Annotated in this window: 15 protein-coding genes; 9 read left to right on the top strand and 6 right to left on the bottom strand. The window is 67.9% G+C overall.

Annotation, left to right across the window (positions count from 1 at the left end):
• Positions 1-15: 15 nt before the first annotated feature.
• The 3 genes from ACODRX_RS02095 to ACODRX_RS02105 form a co-directional block, all read right to left on the bottom strand.
• Positions 16-1,020, bottom strand: a complete 1,005-nt coding sequence (locus ACODRX_RS02095) for a Bug family tripartite tricarboxylate transporter substrate binding protein (protein WP_488869378.1) — start codon at positions 1,018-1,020, stop codon at positions 16-18.
• Between the two features lie 89 nt (positions 1,021-1,109).
• Positions 1,110-1,478 (bottom strand): AtuA-related protein, encoded by a 369-nt coding sequence (locus ACODRX_RS02100; RefSeq protein ID WP_488869379.1) that lies wholly within the window; start codon positions 1,476-1,478, stop codon positions 1,110-1,112.
• Between the two features lie 37 nt (positions 1,479-1,515).
• Positions 1,516-2,889, bottom strand: coding sequence for an acyclic terpene utilization AtuA family protein (locus ACODRX_RS02105; RefSeq protein ID WP_488869380.1), 1,374 nt, complete (start codon positions 2,887-2,889; stop codon positions 1,516-1,518).
• Between the two features lie 185 nt (positions 2,890-3,074).
• Between ACODRX_RS02105 and ACODRX_RS02110 the strand changes: the two genes are divergently transcribed.
• The 9 genes from ACODRX_RS02110 (at position 3,075) to ACODRX_RS02150 (ending at position 13,387) form a co-directional block, all read left to right on the top strand.
• Positions 3,075-3,998: a LysR family transcriptional regulator gene (locus tag ACODRX_RS02110; RefSeq protein ID WP_488869381.1), complete on the top strand. Its 924-nt coding sequence runs from the start codon at positions 3,075-3,077 to the stop codon at positions 3,996-3,998.
• A gap of 81 nt (positions 3,999-4,079) precedes the next feature.
• Positions 4,080-4,940 carry an IclR family transcriptional regulator gene (locus tag ACODRX_RS02115; protein ID WP_488869382.1) on the top strand — a complete coding sequence of 287 codons (861 nt, stop codon included), beginning with the start codon at positions 4,080-4,082 and terminating at the stop codon, positions 4,938-4,940.
• A gap of 65 nt (positions 4,941-5,005) precedes the next feature.
• Positions 5,006-6,160 carry a thiolase family protein gene (locus ACODRX_RS02120; protein ID WP_488869383.1) on the top strand — a complete coding sequence of 385 codons (1,155 nt, stop codon included), beginning with the start codon at positions 5,006-5,008 and terminating at the stop codon, positions 6,158-6,160.
• Positions 6,161-6,167: 7 nt separating this feature from the next.
• Positions 6,168-6,542, top strand: coding sequence for a Zn-ribbon domain-containing OB-fold protein (locus tag ACODRX_RS02125; RefSeq protein WP_488869384.1), 375 nt, complete (start codon positions 6,168-6,170; stop codon positions 6,540-6,542).
• Between the two features lie 50 nt (positions 6,543-6,592).
• The gene (locus tag ACODRX_RS02130) at positions 6,593-7,597 is read left to right on the top strand and encodes a tripartite tricarboxylate transporter substrate binding protein (RefSeq protein WP_488869385.1); all 1,005 of its coding nucleotides are present in this window, start codon (positions 6,593-6,595) and stop codon (positions 7,595-7,597) included.
• A gap of 31 nt (positions 7,598-7,628) precedes the next feature.
• The gene (locus ACODRX_RS02135) at positions 7,629-9,758 is read left to right on the top strand and encodes an acetate--CoA ligase family protein (RefSeq protein ID WP_488869386.1); all 2,130 of its coding nucleotides are present in this window, start codon (positions 7,629-7,631) and stop codon (positions 9,756-9,758) included.
• Between the two features lie 69 nt (positions 9,759-9,827).
• Positions 9,828-10,901: a cyclase family protein gene (locus ACODRX_RS02140; protein ID WP_488869387.1), complete on the top strand. Its 1,074-nt coding sequence runs from the start codon at positions 9,828-9,830 to the stop codon at positions 10,899-10,901.
• Positions 10,902-10,960: 59 nt separating this feature from the next.
• Positions 10,961-12,208: an ABC transporter substrate-binding protein gene (locus ACODRX_RS02145; RefSeq protein ID WP_488869388.1), complete on the top strand. Its 1,248-nt coding sequence runs from the start codon at positions 10,961-10,963 to the stop codon at positions 12,206-12,208.
• Positions 12,209-12,214: 6 nt separating this feature from the next.
• A complete protein-coding gene (locus ACODRX_RS02150; RefSeq protein ID WP_488869389.1) occupies positions 12,215-13,387 on the top strand; it encodes an SDR family oxidoreductase in 1,173 nt (390 codons plus the stop codon).
• On the opposite strand, the gene ACODRX_RS02155 is transcribed toward ACODRX_RS02150, so the two are convergent.
• The 3 genes from ACODRX_RS02155 to ACODRX_RS02165 form a co-directional block, all read right to left on the bottom strand.
• Positions 13,335-14,015, bottom strand: coding sequence for a GntR family transcriptional regulator (locus ACODRX_RS02155; RefSeq protein ID WP_488869390.1), 681 nt, complete (start codon positions 14,013-14,015; stop codon positions 13,335-13,337). The genes ACODRX_RS02150 and ACODRX_RS02155 overlap by 53 nt on opposite strands.
• Before the next feature lie 78 nt (positions 14,016-14,093).
• Positions 14,094-14,777: a GntR family transcriptional regulator gene (locus tag ACODRX_RS02160; RefSeq protein WP_488869391.1), complete on the bottom strand. Its 684-nt coding sequence runs from the start codon at positions 14,775-14,777 to the stop codon at positions 14,094-14,096.
• Between the two features lies 1 nt (position 14,778).
• Positions 14,779-16,344: a class I adenylate-forming enzyme family protein gene (locus ACODRX_RS02165; protein WP_488869392.1), complete on the bottom strand. Its 1,566-nt coding sequence runs from the start codon at positions 16,342-16,344 to the stop codon at positions 14,779-14,781.
• Between the last annotated feature and the right edge of the window lie 115 nt (positions 16,345-16,459).

The following is a 16,459-nucleotide window of genomic DNA, read 5'->3' on the forward strand; positions in this document are numbered from 1 at the left end:
CAAGCGCTTTGCCGCTCATTCAAGCTTCAGGCCCGTGCTCTTCACCACCTTGCGCCACTTATCGACGTCGTCCCTGATCTCCTGGGCGAACACGTCCGGCGTGTTGGCCACCGGCTCCGCCCCCAGGTCGCGCAGCTGCTTGGCGACCTCGGGCGTGCGCACCGCCTCGGCAACCGTGGACTGCAGCTTGAGCAGGATGTCCTTCGGAGTACCCGCTGGAGCGAGCAGGCCGAACCAGCCCGACACCTCGTAGCCCGGCACGCCGCTTTCGGCCACGGTCGGAATATCCGGCGCGCCGGGCCAACGTCTGGCCGTGGTCACCGCGAGCGCGCGCACCTTGCCGCTTTTCACGAAGCCGATGCTCGACGGCAGGTTGTCGAAACCGATCTGCACCTGGCCGCCGATCAGGTCGGTGAGCATGGGCGCGGCACCCTTGTAGGGCACGTGCGTCATGTCGATGCCGGCCATCATCTTGAGCAGTTCCGCGCTCATGTGCGGCGAGCCGCCCGGGCTGGTCGAGCCGAAGTTGATCTTGCCGGGCTCGGCCTTCGCGAGCTTGACCAGATCGCCCAGCGTCTTCACCGGAGTAGCGGTATTGGCAATGATGATGTTGGGCGTGTTCGCCACCACCGTGACAGGCGCGAAATCCTTCACCGCGTCATACGGCAGGTTTTTCTGCAGCGCCGAATTGATGCCGTGCGAGCTGGCCGTGCCCATCACCAAGGTGTATCCATCGGGCGCCGATTGCGCAACCGCCTGCGATCCGATGGCGCCGCTTGCGCCCGCGCGGTTCTCCACGATGAACGGCTGTTTCAAGCGTTCGGAGAGCTGGTTCGCGGCGATGCGCGCGATGATGTCCGTCGTGCCGCCCGCGGGATAGGGAACGATCACCCGCACCGGCTTGGACGGGTACGCGGCCTGGGCCAGCGCGGCAGTGGAGATCGAGGATATCGCCGCGCCCGCAGCAAGCGCGCTTGCCAGCGCCAGGGCTTTCAGCTTCGTGCGGTATTTCAGTTTCATGGGTCTTGTCTCCTGGGTCATTGCGAAACCCGCAGCGCATCTTTGCGCCCTTATCGCGGGCGCTGAGCTTGCAGGCGTTCAAACCGGCGCTATGCCGAGGCGGGCTGCCGGGTGCGCAGATAGGGTTGCAGCGCCTCGGGCACCTCGATCTCGAAGCCCAATATCGCGGCCGACAGCGCCTTGCCGTAGTTGTCGAGCGACAGGCTGCGCGAAACCCCGCCGCCCAGCGCCCCATGCGCGACGAAGTTCAGCGCGTGGAGGTTGTCGACCTCGTAGCGCAGCACTTCGCCGGTGATCGCCTCGCGGTGGAACGCCTTGAAGCGCTCAGCGCTCAGCTGTTCCTTGAGCAGCGGGTACAACTCGGGCTCATAGGCGAAGACCGCGATGTTCGAGGTGTTGCCCTTGTCGCCGCAGCGCGTATGCGCCAGTCGCTCCAGCGGCACTTTCTTGCTGGTCATGGTGGATGCTCCTTTTGCTTGCCTTGCCCTCAGCGGCTCAGCTGCTGAAGTAGTCGATCTGCGCGCCCACCTGCTCGCGCGGCACCAGCGACGACCACACGCCTATCACTTCGCGGCTGCGGTCCTGGTGCGGCACGCGCTTGCCGGTGTGGCCCACGCCGGAGACGGCCATGCCATCGACCTCGCGGCCCACCTTCAGCGCCTGCTCGCGTGTTTTCGTGCGCGCGGCGACGCGCACCGCGACCTCATAGGGCTCGGGCGCATCGGGCGGCGTGGCCGCGCCGTGGATGGCGTTGAGGCCGAGGAAATCGATGCGCACCTCCTGCGCCTCGAGCTTTACGATCCTGAAGCGCTCCTCCAGGATCTTGCGCGCCAGCTGGGCGCGGCGCAGTGCGCCCGGGCCGGCGTAGAAGAACATGTCCTCGCCGATGAAGCCCTCGGTGCAGCCCATCGACACCTTGAGCGTAGCCGTGCGCGGCTTGCCGGTGAGGCCGGCGATGCGCACCCGGTCGGGCCCGACCTGCTCCAGCCGGGCCTGCGTGAAATCGACCACCACATCGGGCGTGATGTAGTTCGCCGGATCGTGCACCTCGTAGAGCATCTGCTCCTTCACCGTCTGCAGCGTGATCGCGCCGCCGGTGCCGGCGACCTTGGCGATCACCACGCTGCCGTCGGGCTCGACCTCTGCAATCGGGAATGCGAAGTTCCATGGCTCGGGCACATCCTTGAGGCCCGGGTCGCTGAAATAGCCGCCCGTTACCTGCGCGCCGCATTCCATCAAATGGCCGATGCCGCTGCCCGCGCCCACCTTGCCGTGGTCGAGCGCATCCCAGCCGAACTCGTGCATCATCGGCGCAACGAACAGCGAAGGATCGGCCACGCGGCCGGTCACCACGATCTGCGCCCCCTCCTCCAGGGCCTGGACGATGGGCTCGGCCCCCATGTAGGCCTCGGCGGAGATCAGCGTGTCCTCCAGCGTCGCGGTCGGCTGGCCGTTCTCCAGGATGGTCGGGGCGAGCGCCAGCACGCGCTCGGTGATCAGGCTGCCGCTGACCGCCGCGACCTTCACGCCCGAAATACCCAGCTCGCGCAGCAGCTCGACGATGCGCCGGGCCGCGCCCTGCGGATTGATCCAGCCCTGGTTGGAGATGATCTTCGTGCCGCGCCGCATGCAGGCCGGCAGCACGGCGCGCATGCGGTCGTCGAGATAGGTGTCGTATCCCGGGAATACGGGGTCGCGCCGGGCGCGCACCTGCGCGGCCGACACCGTGGCCTCGGCCATGGTCTCGAAGCACAGGTAGTCGAGATCGCCTTTTTCCGCATTCAGGCCCGCAGGCTCCACACGGTCGCCCCACCAGGCCGCGCCCGAGCCGATGCGCAGCGTCTTCTTCCTCCTCTCGGTTTTACCCATTCAGCTTGCCTCCTATTGCATTCAGATGCTGTTATTTTTCATTCTGGAGAGCAAGGCTGCGCACGGCAATCCGGCCACGCGACAAACCCCTGTGAATTGAATTCACAGCTAGGGTGTGCCATCAATGACACGCCCTAAACTTGCAAACGACGACAAACAGAGCGAACGATGGCTGGAGCGCGATCATGGACAACAAATACGCCGAGCTCACGGTTTTCCTGAGCGTGGTCGAGCAAGGCAGCTTCTCCGCCGCCGCGCGCAAGCAGGAGCTTTCACCCTCGGCGGTCAGCAAGCTGATCGCGCGGCTCGAGGCACGGCTGCATGTGCGCCTCTTCGAGCGCATCGGTGGCACGATCCGGCTGACGCAGGAAGGCGAGCGCTTTCGCGCCGCTGGCGAGCAGGTGGTGCAGGCCATGCTCGACGCGGAGAACGCGATCAGGGTCGCAGACTCCGACATCTCGGGCGTGGTGCGCATCAATACCGCGCTCACCACCGCCAAATACCTGATCGCGCCACGCCTGCCGCTGCTGCTCGACAAGCATCCCCGGCTGCGGCTCGATTTCGTGCTCGGCACGGAGCGCGCGGATTTCGCGCGCCAGGGCATCGACGTGGCCATCCACAGCGGGCGGCCGACGGAGCTGTCCCTGGTCGGCCGCCCCCTGATGCTGCGCCCCTGGGTGATCGCCGCGGCGCCCCAATACCTGGCCAGGCACGGCACGCCCGCGCAGCCCGAGGATCTGCTGCACCATCGCTGCCTGAACTTCTCGATCCGCACGCAGTGGAACCGCTGGATCTTTCACGACGAAGGCGGCCTCAAGACCATCGATATTCCCAGCCACATCAGCTCCAACCAGGGCGAGCTGCTGCGCACGCTGGCGCTGCTGGGGCTGGGCGTGGTGCGGCTGGCGCATTTCAATATTGCAGCCGACCTCGAAGCCGGCCGACTGGTGGCGCTGCTCGGCGGCTTTCAGGAGCGTACCGAGGAAGACCGCTTCTACCTGCTCTACCCGCACGGGCGCTCGCTGGCTCCGCGCGTGCGGGCGGTGGTGGATTTCCTGGCGGAACAGTTTGCCGCGCCACCGATGCCGTCCAAAAATTTCACCCCATAAAACTTCAAGCCAGGATTTTGACCTGGTGCCGCGCCCGCCCTATATTTTTCTGCAATCGCAGTTTCACCAGCAGAAATACCCATGCCTGTGCAGAAAAGTGCCCCGCCGCGCGCCAAGTCGGTCATGACCCGGCCGTCCGGCAGCAGCGTCTCCTCCGTGGAGCGCGCCATGCGCGTGCTGCGCGTCATGTCCGAGGGCAGCAACGCGCGGCTTACCGACATCGCGGCGGCAGCCGATCTCGACAAGGCCACCGCGCTGCGCCTGCTGGAGATGATGGTGCGCGACGGCTTCGTGCTGCGCGATGCGGCCACCAAGCAATATGCGCTGGGCCCCGAGCTCATGGTACTGGGCGCGGCGGCGCTGCGGCGCTTCGATCCCCGGCCGCTGGCCAAGCCCAGCCTGATGCGGCTGGTCGGCCAGTTCGAGGACAGCGTGGTGCTGTCGATCCCGAGCGGCATCGAGTCGCTGTGCATCGACGTTGAGGAAGGCAGCTACCCCATTCGCGCGAACTACCTGCGCGTGGGCAGCCGCCGGCCGCTGGGGGTGGGCGCCGGCAGCCTCGCCCTGCTGGCCTGGATGCCCGAGGCGGAGCGCGAGGCGGCGCTGGAGATACTGCTCGCGCAGCTGCAGCGCTACCCGCGCATCGACTCCCGCCTGCTGCACGAGCGCATCGCCGAAGCACGCGACAAGGGCTATGCCGTGCTGCTCGACGTCGTGGTCGAGCGCATGGGCGGCATCGGCGTGCCCATCCTCGATGTCAACGGCAAGCCGGTTGCGGCGATCAGCATCGCCGCACTCAACGAGCGCATTCTCGCGCGCGAGGCAGAACTGGGGCAGGCGCTGCAGCGCGAAGCCATGGTCTGCCAGGTGCGCTGGGCCGAAGCCATGCACTGCGGCGCCCGCACCGCGCACCGTGTGGCGGCGCACGGGCCGCCAAGATAGGCCGATAGGCCTCCCAGGCAGGCCAGCCAGCCAACCGATAGCCAATACCACAGGAGACTGATTCCATGACCACGAACCCGCAGGCCTTTCTGCGCGGCGCGGGCGGCACCCCGTTCGGACGCCATGAAGGCCGCAGCGCCCTGGACCTCATGGCGCAGGCCGCCACGCAGGCGCTGCACAGCGCGCAGCTGCAGCGCGCGCAGATCGACGGCCTGCTGTGCGGCTACGCCACCACGCTGCCGCACCTGATGCTCTCCACACTGTTTTGCGAGCGCTTTGCGCTCAAGCCCGGCTATGCGCACAGCATGCAGCTGGGCGGTGCCACCGGCGCGGCGATGATCATGGCCGCACGCGAGCTGGTGCGCTGCGGCCGCTGCCGCAACGTCCTGGTGGTGGCCGGTGAAAACCGGCTCTCGGGCCAGTCGCGGGACAGCTCGATCCAGACGCTCGCACAGGTGGGCGATGCGGACTACGAGGTGCCCAACGGCGCATCGGTGCCAGCGTACTACGCGCTCATGGCTTCGGAGTACATGCACCGCACCGGCGTCAGCCGCGCCGATCTCGCAGAGTTTGCGGTGCTCATGCGCAGCAACGCCAGCGCGCATCCCGGCGCGCATCTGCGCACACCGATCGGCGTCCACGACGTGCTGGCCAGCAAGCCCATCGCCACGCCACTGTCGCTGCTCGACTGCTGCCCCATCTCGGACGGCGCCATGGCCCTGGTGGTCTCCAGCACGCCTGGCGCGCAAGCCAGCATCAGCCTGCGCGGCGCGGGCCAGGCGCACCGGCACCAGCACCTCACCGCGATGGAGGACGTGATGCGCTGCGGCGCCTCGGATGCCGCGGCGCTCGCCCTCGCGCAGGCCGGCATGGCGGCCGCCGACATCGACTACCTCGGTATCTACGACTCCTTCACCATCACGCTGGTGATGCTGCTCGAAGAGCTGGGCTTCGCACCGCGGGCAGGCGCCGCGGCGCGGCTGCGCGCCGGGGATTTCTCTGCGGGCGGGGCCCTGCCGCTCAACACGCACGGCGGCCTGCTGTCCTATGGCCACTGCGGGGTTGCCGGCGGCATGGCGCATGTGGTGGAGGCCTGGCGGCAGATGTGCGCCCAGGCGGGCGGGCGCCAGCTGGCGAGAACGCCGTCACGCGCCTTCATCCATGCGGACGGCGGCGTGATGTCTTCGCATGTGAGCCTGGTTCTGGCACGTGAGGAGTGATCAAGCCATGCATGCAATAGCTTCCCTTTCCGCGCCCTTCACCGAAGGGCTCCAGGCGCATGAGCTGCGCTACCAGCGCTGCAGCCGGTGCGGCCGCGCGCAAACGCTTGCGCGCTACGCCTGCCAGCATTGCGGCGCCGAGTCGCTCGACTGGCAGCAAGCGAGCGGCAGCGCCACCGTGCGTGCGGCCACCACCGTGTCGCGCGCGCCTTCCGACGACTTCCGCGCGCTGGGCGCCTACACGCTGGTGATCGTGGAGCTGGACGAAGGACCGCGCCTGATGGGCCATGCGCAAGCCGGCGTGCACATCGGCATGCGCGTGCAAGCCGAATTCTTCAGGCACCAGCAGCGCACGCTGCTGCGCTTCGCCCCCCTGGCATGAAACGCCGGGCCTGCATCCCCACCGACACCGATCCAAAAAGGAGACAAGACATGCCATCCACCACCCCGCAGGCATCGCGCCGCACCGCCATCGCCCTCGGCTGCGCGGCGCTCAGCGCCTTCGCCGCGCTGTCCACACCGCTCGCCCAGGCCGCCGGCGACTATCCAAACAAGCCCATCAAGATGGTCGTACCCTACCCGCCGGGCGGCCCGACCGACATCGTGGCGCGGGTGGTTGCCCAAAAGCTGTCGGAACACCTGGGCCAGTCGATCATCATCGACAACCGCCCCGGCGCAGGCGCCAACCTGGGCGCCGAAGCTGTCGCCCGCAGTCCGGCGGACGGCTATACGCTGCTGGTGGCGACCACCGCGCATGCGATCAATCCCTCGCTGTTCGCCAAGCTCGGCTACTCGATCACCCGGGACTTCGCACCGCTCTCGCAGCTCACCGCCGGCCCGCTGGTGATTGTCGCCACGCCCGGCCTTCCCGCCGCCAGCGTGAGCGAACTGATTGCACTGGCGAAGGCCAGGAGCGGCGGGCTCAACTTCGCGTCTTCCGGCAACGGCCAGTCCACGCACCTGAGCGCCGAGCTGTTCAACGCGATGGCCGGCACCAGGATGAACCACATCCCCTACAAGGGCAGCGCGCCCGCACTCACCGATGTGATGAGCGGCCAGGCCGACCTGATGTTCGACACCATGCTGTCCTCGATGCCGTTCGTGAAAAGCGGCAAGCTCAAGGCCCTCGCGGTAACGAGCGCGCAGCGCTCCCCGAGCGCGCCCGAGATTCCCACCGTCGCCGAATCCGGCCTGCGCGGCTACGAAGCCATCGCCTGGAACGGCCTGCTCGCGCCGGCCGGCACGCCCGCCGAGGTGATCGACAAGCTCAACGCCGAGCTCAAGAAGGTGCTGCAAGCCCCCGAGGTGAAACAGCGCTTCGACGCGCAAGGCTTTGCCGCCGAATGGAACACGCCCGCCAACTTCGGCAGCTTCCTGCAGGCCGAGGTCGACAAGTGGGCCCGGGTCGTGAAGGCATCGGGCGCCAAGGTGGATTGAGAAACGCCCCCAACCAGGAAGCACTGAGAACATGACAGACCTTCTTCAATCCGCACTCCATCCCCGCTCGGTGGCGATCATCGGAGCATCGGACAACATCCATAGGATCGGCGGCCGCCCCATCCACTACATGCACAAGTACGGCTACCAGGGCAAGGTCTACCCGATCAACCCGGGCCATGCGCAGATCCAGGGGCACGCGGCCTACGCATCGCTGGCCGAGCTGCCCGAAGTGCCCGAGCTTGCGCTCGTCGTCGTGGGCGGCGACAAGGCCGTGGCGAGCATCGAAGACTGCGCTGCGCGCGGCGTCAAGTCGGCGGTGATCATCGCCTCGGGCTTCGGCGAGACCGGCGGGCAAGGCAAGGAGATCGAGGCGCACATGCTGCGCGTGGCGCGCAGCGCGGGCATGCGCCTCTATGGCCCGAACACGCACGGCCTGGCGAACTTCGGCAGCGGCGCGATCGCGGGCTTTTCCACCATGTTCACCGAGGTGCCGCCGCAGGATGGCCCCATCGCCGTCATCAGCCAAAGCGGCGGGATGAGCGCCATGGCCTACGGCCTGCTGCGCGGGCGCGGCCTGGGCGTGCGCCATGTGCACGCCACGGGCAACGAGGCCGACGTCACCGTGGCAGAAATGGCGCTCGCCGTGGCCCACGATCCCGGTGTCGAGCTGCTGCTGCTCTACCTTGAGAACATTGCCCGCCCGGACCTGCTCGCGCAAGCCGCCGCCGTTGCGCGCGAACGCGACCTGCCCGTCATCGCGGTCAAGTCCGGGCGCACGGCGGGCGGCCAGCGCGCGGCGTCGTCGCACACCGGCTCGCTGGCCAACGAGGACCGCACCGTCGACGCCTTTTTCAGGCAGCACGGCATCTGGCGCGTGCGCGACCTGCACGAACAGGCACGCGCCGCGCAGGCCTACCTCAAGGGCTGGCGGCCCCAGGGGCGGCGGCTCGTGGTGATCAGCAACTCGGGCGCGAGCTGCGTCATGGGCGCGGATGCGGCCGAGGATGCGCAGCTGCCGCTGGCCGAGCTCTGCGCTGCCACCCAGCAAGCCATCGCCGCCAAGCTGCCCGGCTTTGCGACCACGCAAAACCCCATCGACATCACCGCGGCGCTGCTCTCCAACAGCGGCCTGTTCGGCGATGTGCTTCCGGCAGTGGCAAGCGACCCCGCCGCAGACCTGTTCTTCATCAACATCCCGGTCGCAGGTGCAGGCTACGACGTGGAGCGCTTTGCGCGCGACACCGCCGCCTTCGAACGCGCCACCGGCAAGCCCGTCGCCGTCGCGGCCTGGCAGGAATCGGTGGCGAGCGCCTTCCGCGCCCACGGCATCGCCACCTTCGCCAATGAAGGCGAGGCCATCAGCGTGCTCGCGCAGGTGGCCAGCCACACCGCCCTGATGCGCCAGCCCCGCATGCCGGCGGGCGCGCTGGCGCAGGTCGAGCTGCCAGCGCGCACGGGCCCGGCGGCCTTTCTCAACGAGGCGCAGAGCCTGGAGCTGCTCGCGCGGCATGGCATCCCCACGGTGCCCATGCGCCTGTGCCGCAGCGCCGACGAAGCGCGCCAGGCATTCGATGAGATCGGCGGCCCGGTTGCCGTCAAGGCCTGCTCGGCAGACCTGCCCCACAAGTCAGAGTACGGGTTGGTCGCGCTCAACGTGCAGTCGCGCGAGCAGGCGGGCGAGCTTTTCGAGCAGTTCTGGAGCAGGATGGACGCGATGCAGGTTGCGCGCGACGGCGTGACCGTTGCCGCCATGCGCAAGGGCCGGCACGAATTCATGATCGGCGCGCGCATGGACCCGGTGTTCGGCCCCGTCGTGGTGATCGGCAATGGCGGCAAGTACGTGGAGGCGCTGAAGGACTGCGCGGTCGTGCTGCCGCCCTTCGGCCCCGCAGACGTGGAGACCGCGCTGCGCGGACTGCATATCGCGCCACTGCTTGACGGCGTGCGCGGCGAGCCGCCGCTGGACATTGCCGCGCTCGCCCAACTGGCCACAGCCGTGGGCCAGGTGATCGCCGGCGCACAGGGCCGCATCGCCTCGCTGGACCTCAATCCGGTGATGCTCAACGCCCAGGGGGAAGGCGCGCTGGTGGTCGATGCGCTGGTGGAGATCGCGGCCCAGGCAGTTTCACTGGCTGAAATCGAAGCCACCAAAGTTTGACGCACACCCCGGCCCGCAACAACATTGGGCACCGGCATCCGCTTGAAAACCGGCACAGGAGACTTGAACATGCGATGGAAGCAACGACCCGAAGGCTCCAATTGGGGAGATTTCGGGACCGAAGACCAGCTCGGGCGCCTCAACCTGATCGGGCCCGAGCAGGTGCGCAAGGGCGTCGCCGAAGTCCGCGAAGGGCTGAGCTTCTGCCTTTCGCTGCCGCTGGACTTCCCTGGCGGCAACGCGCTCAACGCACGCCGCCATCCACCGCGCCTCAAGCCGACCCAGCGCGACGGCATCGAGTACCTGAATTTCCCGCTGGGCCACGTCTACCCAGGCGCGAGCGACGTGGTGAGCGACGACCAGGTGCAGCTCTCGCTGCAGTACTCCACGCAGTGGGATTCCCTGGCGCACGTGGGTTCGCTGTTCGATACGCAAGGCGACGGGCGCGAGCGCATCAGCTACTACAACGGATACCAGGGGCACGAGCACATCCTCGGCCCGATCGACCATGGCCTGCCAAGCAAGACGCAGCGCTACCAACCCGTGTGCTGCAAGGGCCGGCCTGCCGACGCCAGCGTGGCCAGGGCGCTGGGCGTGGAGAATCTCGCCGCCAAGGGCATGCAGGGCCGGGCCGTGCTCATCGACATTGCGCGCGTGTTCGGCACCGGGTTCCAGGACATCGGCTTCGAGCAGCTCATGCATGCCATGCAGCAAACCGGCGCCACCGTCGAGCCCGGTGACATGGTGCTGCTGCGCACCGGTTTTGCCGAACTGGTGCTGTCGATGGACCGCCAGCCCGACGAAGAACGCCTGCACCACAGCTGCGCGGCCCTCGACGGCAGCGACAAGCGGCTGCTGCAATGGATCAGCGACAGCGGGCTCGCCGCGCTGGCTGCCGACAACTACGCCGTCGAACGCCACCCGCCGCGCAACCAGCCGGCCGATGGCTCGCGCCATGCGGTGCTGCCGCTGCACGAGCACTGCCTGTTCAAGCTCGGCATTCCGCTGGGCGAGCTCTGGTACCTCAAGGAGCTGGCCGACAAGCTGCACGAGCTGGGCCGCACGCGCCTGCTGCTCACGGCGCCGCCGCTGCGCCTGCCCGGCGCGGTGGGCTCGCCGGTCACGCCAATTGCAACCATCTGAAGCATTCCCCTTTCGCCCCGCCCCTTTCCCATCCAAAACATATCCGGAGACTTTCAACCATGCCATTGCACCCCACCCGACGCGCCATCCATAGCGCCTGTCTCGCCGCCTTGTTCACCGCCGCGGGCATGGGCGGTGCCCATGCCGATGAGGGAACGATCTCCGACGACGTGCTGCGCCTGGGCGTCATCTCCGACCTGGCGGGCCCGTTCGCCGACATCACCGGCCCCGGCACCGTGACTGCGGTGCAGATGGCGATCGACGATTTCGGCGGCAAGATCTTTGGCAGGAAGATCGAACTGGTCACCGCCGATCACCAGAACAAGGCCGACATCGCCGCGAGCAAGGCGCGCGAATGGTTCGATACCGGCAAGGTGGACGCGCTGATGGATGTGGCGGTTTCCGCGCCGGCGCTCGCGGTGCTGGAGATGGCCAAGCAGAAGAACAAGGTCGTCATCTTCAACGGCCCGGGCCTTGACCGCCTCACCAACGACCTTTGCATGCCCAGCACGGTGCACTATGTGTACGACACCTATTCGCTCGCCAACGTGACGGCCAGCGCGATCACGCAGCGCGGCGGCAAGGATTGGTTCTTCCTCACCGCCGACTATGCCTTCGGCAACAGCCTGCAGGAGCAGGCCAGCAAGGTGGTGATCGCCAACGGCGGCAAGGTGCTGGGCGCCGCCAAGCACCCTATCGCCGCGACCGACTTCGCCTCCTTCATGATGACCGCGCAGCAAAGCAAGGCGCAGATCATCGGGCTGGCGAATGCCGGCAACGACACGGTCAACGCGGTGAAGGCGGCGCGCGAGTTCGGGCTTCTGGGGGCAGGCTCCAAGCAGACACTGGCCGGGCTGCTCATGTACATCACCGACGTGCATGCACTCGGCCTGCGCACCGCCGGCGGCCTCATGCTCACCGAAGGCTTCTACTGGGACATGAGCGACGAAACCCGCGCCTGGTCCAAGCGCTACTTCGCGAAGATGAAGAAGATGCCCAACATGAGCCAGGCCGGAGCCTACTCGTCGACCATGCACTACCTCAAGGCGGTGCAGGCCGCCAAGACCGACGACACCGCCAAGGTCATGGCCCAGATGAAGGCCACGCCCATCAACGACTTCTTCGCCAAGAACGGCCACATCCGCGAGGATGGCCGCATGGTGCACGACATGTACCTGTTCCAGGTGAAGTCGCAGGCGGAATCCAAGTATCCGTGGGACTACTACAAGCTTATCGCCACCGTGCCCGGCGACAAGGCCTTCCTGCCGCTGGCCCAGTCCCAGTGCCCCCTGGTCACCAAGAAGTAGGCCGGCATGGCAGCCCCAAGAAAGACAGCGCTTGTGGTCGGCGCCAGCGGCGTGGTCGGCCAGGCCTGCCTGCACCACTTCGCCGAACTCGCCGACTGGAATGCGATCGGCGTTGCGCGCCGCGAACTCGCAGGCATGCCGCCAGGCGTGCAATCGCTGCGGCTCGACCTGCAGGACCGCGCCGCCTGCGAGGCCGCGCTTGGCTCGCGCGACGACATCACGCATGTGGTCTACGCCGCGGTGTACGAGCAGCCCGGCGGCCTTGTCGGTGGATGGCGCGACCGGGAGCAGATGCGCATCAACCTGGACATGCTGCGCAACGTGCTCGAGCCGCTGGACCGCGCCGGCGGCGCGCTCCAGCATGTGAGCATCATGCAGGGCGGCAAGGCCTATGGCGTGCACATCCATCCACAGATCGCGGTGCCGGCGCGCGAGCGCTGGCCGCGCGACGCGCACGAGAACTTCTACTGGCTGCAGGAGGATTTCCTGCGCGAACGGCAGGCCAGCTCCGGCCGCTGGCACTTCACCATCTTCCGGCCGCGCATCGTGTTCGGCGACGCCATGGGCAGCAACATGAATCCGCTGCCGGCCATCGGCGTCTATGCCTGGCTGCGGCATGAGCAAGGCCTGCCGCTCGCCTATCCGGGCGGCCCCCCGCGCGTGAACCAGGCCATCGATGCGGAGCTGATCGCGCAGGCCTGCGCATGGGCCACCGGCTCGCCGAACGCGCGCAACCAGACCTTCAACCTCGACAACGGCGACGTATTCGTCTGGCAGAACGTCTGGCCGGCGATTGCCGATGCGCTCGGGATGGCGATGGGCCCGCCCGAGCCCGTCTCATTGGGCGACACCCTTCCCGGCCAGCAACAGGCCTGGGAGGGCATCGTCGACAAGTATGGGCTTCGCGCACCGCGCGACCTCAAGGCCTTCATCGGCCAGGGGGCCGTGTATGCGGACTTCCAGATGAACCACGGCAAGATCGGCCCGCTGCCACCGGTGATCATGAGTTCGGTGAAGATCCGGCAGGCCGGCTTCAACGGCTGCATCGACACCGAGGACATGTTCCGCAAATGGCTGGCGCGGCTGCAGGAAAAAGGGCTGCTGCCGCAGGCCGGCGTGGCGGCACTCAGGCCTCTTGATCCACCGAGCTCCGGGCCTGCCCCAGGTTGGCGATCATGAAGTCTGCGGCCCGGGTAATGTGGGCCCGCGCCAGGGCCTCGGCGCCGGCGGCATCGCCGGCCGCCACCGCCTGCAGCATCTGCTCGTGCTCCTGCCATATGTCGCGCGGCTTGTGGTCGCGCAGCAGCACCTGGCCCATCACGCGCTGCATGTAGGTCAGGTGAGGCGCCAGGGTGGGCGCGATCAACGAATTGCCCGACAGCTCGTGGATAAAGGCATGGAATTTCATGTCCGCCGCAATCATGCGCGGCACCGAGCCGCTCTCGACCGCGCGCCTGCCGGCCTCGATCAGCGCCGGCCCCTGCCGCGCGGCCCGCTCCGCGTTCAGTTGGGCGGCCTGTGCGAAGGCCAGGCCCTCGATCACCGCGCGCATGTCGTACATCTGCCGCACATAGTCCGCATCCAGCGGCGCCACGATCAGCCGCCTCCCCGGAGCATCGCGCAGCACCCCCCGGGCCAGCAGCAGCGCCAACGCCTGCTGCACCGGCTGGCGCGACACGCCCAGCGATTCGGCGATGCGCTCCTGCACCACCCGCTCGCCCGGCGCCAGCGCACCGGTCGCGATTTCCTGCAGGATCGCATCGCGGACCTGATCGACAAGGTTGGGCTGGGAGGACAGTTGCTTCATGAGCGGATTGTGGGGCGCTGCGGCACCCGCCAGGAGATGGCGGGCAGGGGGAAAATAGCCCGATTCTACCCATGGCAATCAGTTGCCCGCCCTGCCCGCCGCGGCATGCGTGCCGTGCAGCTGCGCCACCACGAAGTCGGCAGCCGAGGTGATGTGCCGGCGCGCCAGCAACTCCGCGCGCGCGCCGTCGCCCGCGCAGACCGCGGCCAGGATGCCGGCATGCTCCGCCCAGATGGCGGCAGGCCGCTCGTCGGCCACCAGCACCTCGCCCATCACGCGCTGGGTATAGGCCAGGTGGGTGGCCAGCGCGGGCGCCACGAGGTGGTTGCCCGAGAGGCCGTAGAGGAATTCATGGAAGCGTATGTCCGCCGCAATCATGCGGTTGAAAGAGCCGCTGGCCATCGCGCGGCGCCCGGCATCGATCAGGGCCGGGCCCTGGCGCGCCGCGCGCTCGGCGCTGCATTCGGCCGCATTGCGCGCGGCCAGGCCCTCCAGCACCGAGCGCATCGCATACATATGGCCCACATAGGCCGGATCCAAGGGCGCCACCAGCAGGCCGCGGCCCGGCGCATCCCGCAGCACGCCCTGGCTGCGCAACAGCAGCAGCGCCTGCTGCACCGGCTGGCGCGACACGCCCAGCGCCTGCGCCACCTGCTCCTGGATCACCCGGTCGCCTGGCGCCAGGCGGCCGGCGGTAATCTCGTCGAGCATCGACTGCGTGACCTGCTCCACCAGGTTGGGCGCAGCGTCCAGCGCCTTCATCTCAGTGCTCCTGCCGCGAGAGCAGGCTGTCGCGCAGCACGCGATGGAGGATCTTGCCGGTGGCCGTGCGCGGCATCTGCCGGTCCTGCACGAAGCGGATGGCCTGCGGCCGCTTGAAGCCGGCCATGCGCGGGCGACACCAATCCAGGATCTCGCGCTCGCTCGCCTGCTGGCCTTCGTGCAGCACCACCACGGCCTGCACCGCCTCGCCCCATTTGTCGTGCGGCACGCCGATCACCGCGACATCCTTGATCTGCGGATGGGCGCCCAGGATGCCCTCGACCTCGGACGGATACACATTCTCCCCGCCGCTGATGATCATGTTGCTCTTGCGGTCCACCAGGGTGATGAAACCGTCGGCATCGCGGTAGGCCAGGTCGCCTACCGAGCACCAGTCGCCGCGAAAGGCCTCGGCCGTCTTCTCGGCGTTGCGCCAGTAGCCGTCGAACACGTAGGGGGTGCGCGAATACAGCTCGCCGACCTCGCCGTCGGGCACTTCGCGGCCATGGGCGTCGAGCAGGCGGATCGCGCCCGAGCCGGCCCACTCACGGCCCACCGAGCCGAGCTTGTCGATCTGCTCGTCCGGCCGCAGCAGCGTGACCCAGCCGGCCTCGGTGGAGCCGTACAGCTCATAGAGCCGGCCATTGCGGAAATGCTGCAGGATCGCCTGCTTGGTCTCCTTGCGCGCCGGGGCGGACGAGATCATCAGCTTCTCGACCGCGCCGACGTCGTATTTCTCCTTGGTCGCCTGCGGCAGGCCCAGCATCATGATGTAGTGGGTGGGTACCAGCGAGGTGAAAGTGACCTTCTCGCGCGACAGCGTCTGCAGCAGCGCCTCGGGGTCGAAGCTCTTGCGCTCGTCGATCACGCAGGTGGCGCCCAGATGCACGAAGGTGTGGCTGAAGTACAGCGAGTTGGCATGGCACATGGGCATCACCAGCAGCGCCTTGTCCTCGCGCGTGAAGCCCATCTCCAGCGCCGTGGCCAGCGCGATCAGCGTGTTGCCCTCGTGGCTGCGGATCGCGCCCTTGGGCCGCCCGGTGGTGCCCGAGGTGTACATCAGCGCGCAGGGGTCGGACGGCTTCACCACCGGGCCCTCCCAGGCAGCGCTGGCACCGGCGATCAGCGTCTCATAGGCCTGCCAGCCCGCGGGCACATCGGTGCCGAAGGCGACCCAGCCGCGCGGATGCACGCCGCCCAGCTCGCCACGAACCGGCTCAACGCGCTCGATCAGTTCATCCTGCACGATGAAGGCCCTTGCCTCGCTGTGTTGGGCAATGTAGGCGATCTCGGGCGCGGCCAGGCGGAAGTTGATCGGCACCGCCACCAGGCCCGCGCGCGCCAGCGCCACATACATCTCCATCCATTCCACGCAGTTGTAGGCCAGCAGCGCGACCCTGTCGCCCGGCTCCAGGCCGAGCGCGCACAGGCCGTTGGCAAGCCGGCTGGCACGCTCGTTCCATTGGGCAAAGGTGAGGCTGCGGCGCGCATCGCGCGCCCCCGGCTTGTGCGGCGACAGGCGGGCATGGGTGGCAACGGCATCGGCCACGGTGAGCAGGTGGTTCATCGCAAGTTCTCCAGCAAAGCAGCCAGGCGCGGCAATAGGCTTCACCATGGCTGGAACGGCCTCGATTTTAGGATTCCGAATTCAGAATTCATTAAGGGATTGCACCTATAAATTG

This window comes from Comamonas sp. FG99, assembly GCF_057808605.1.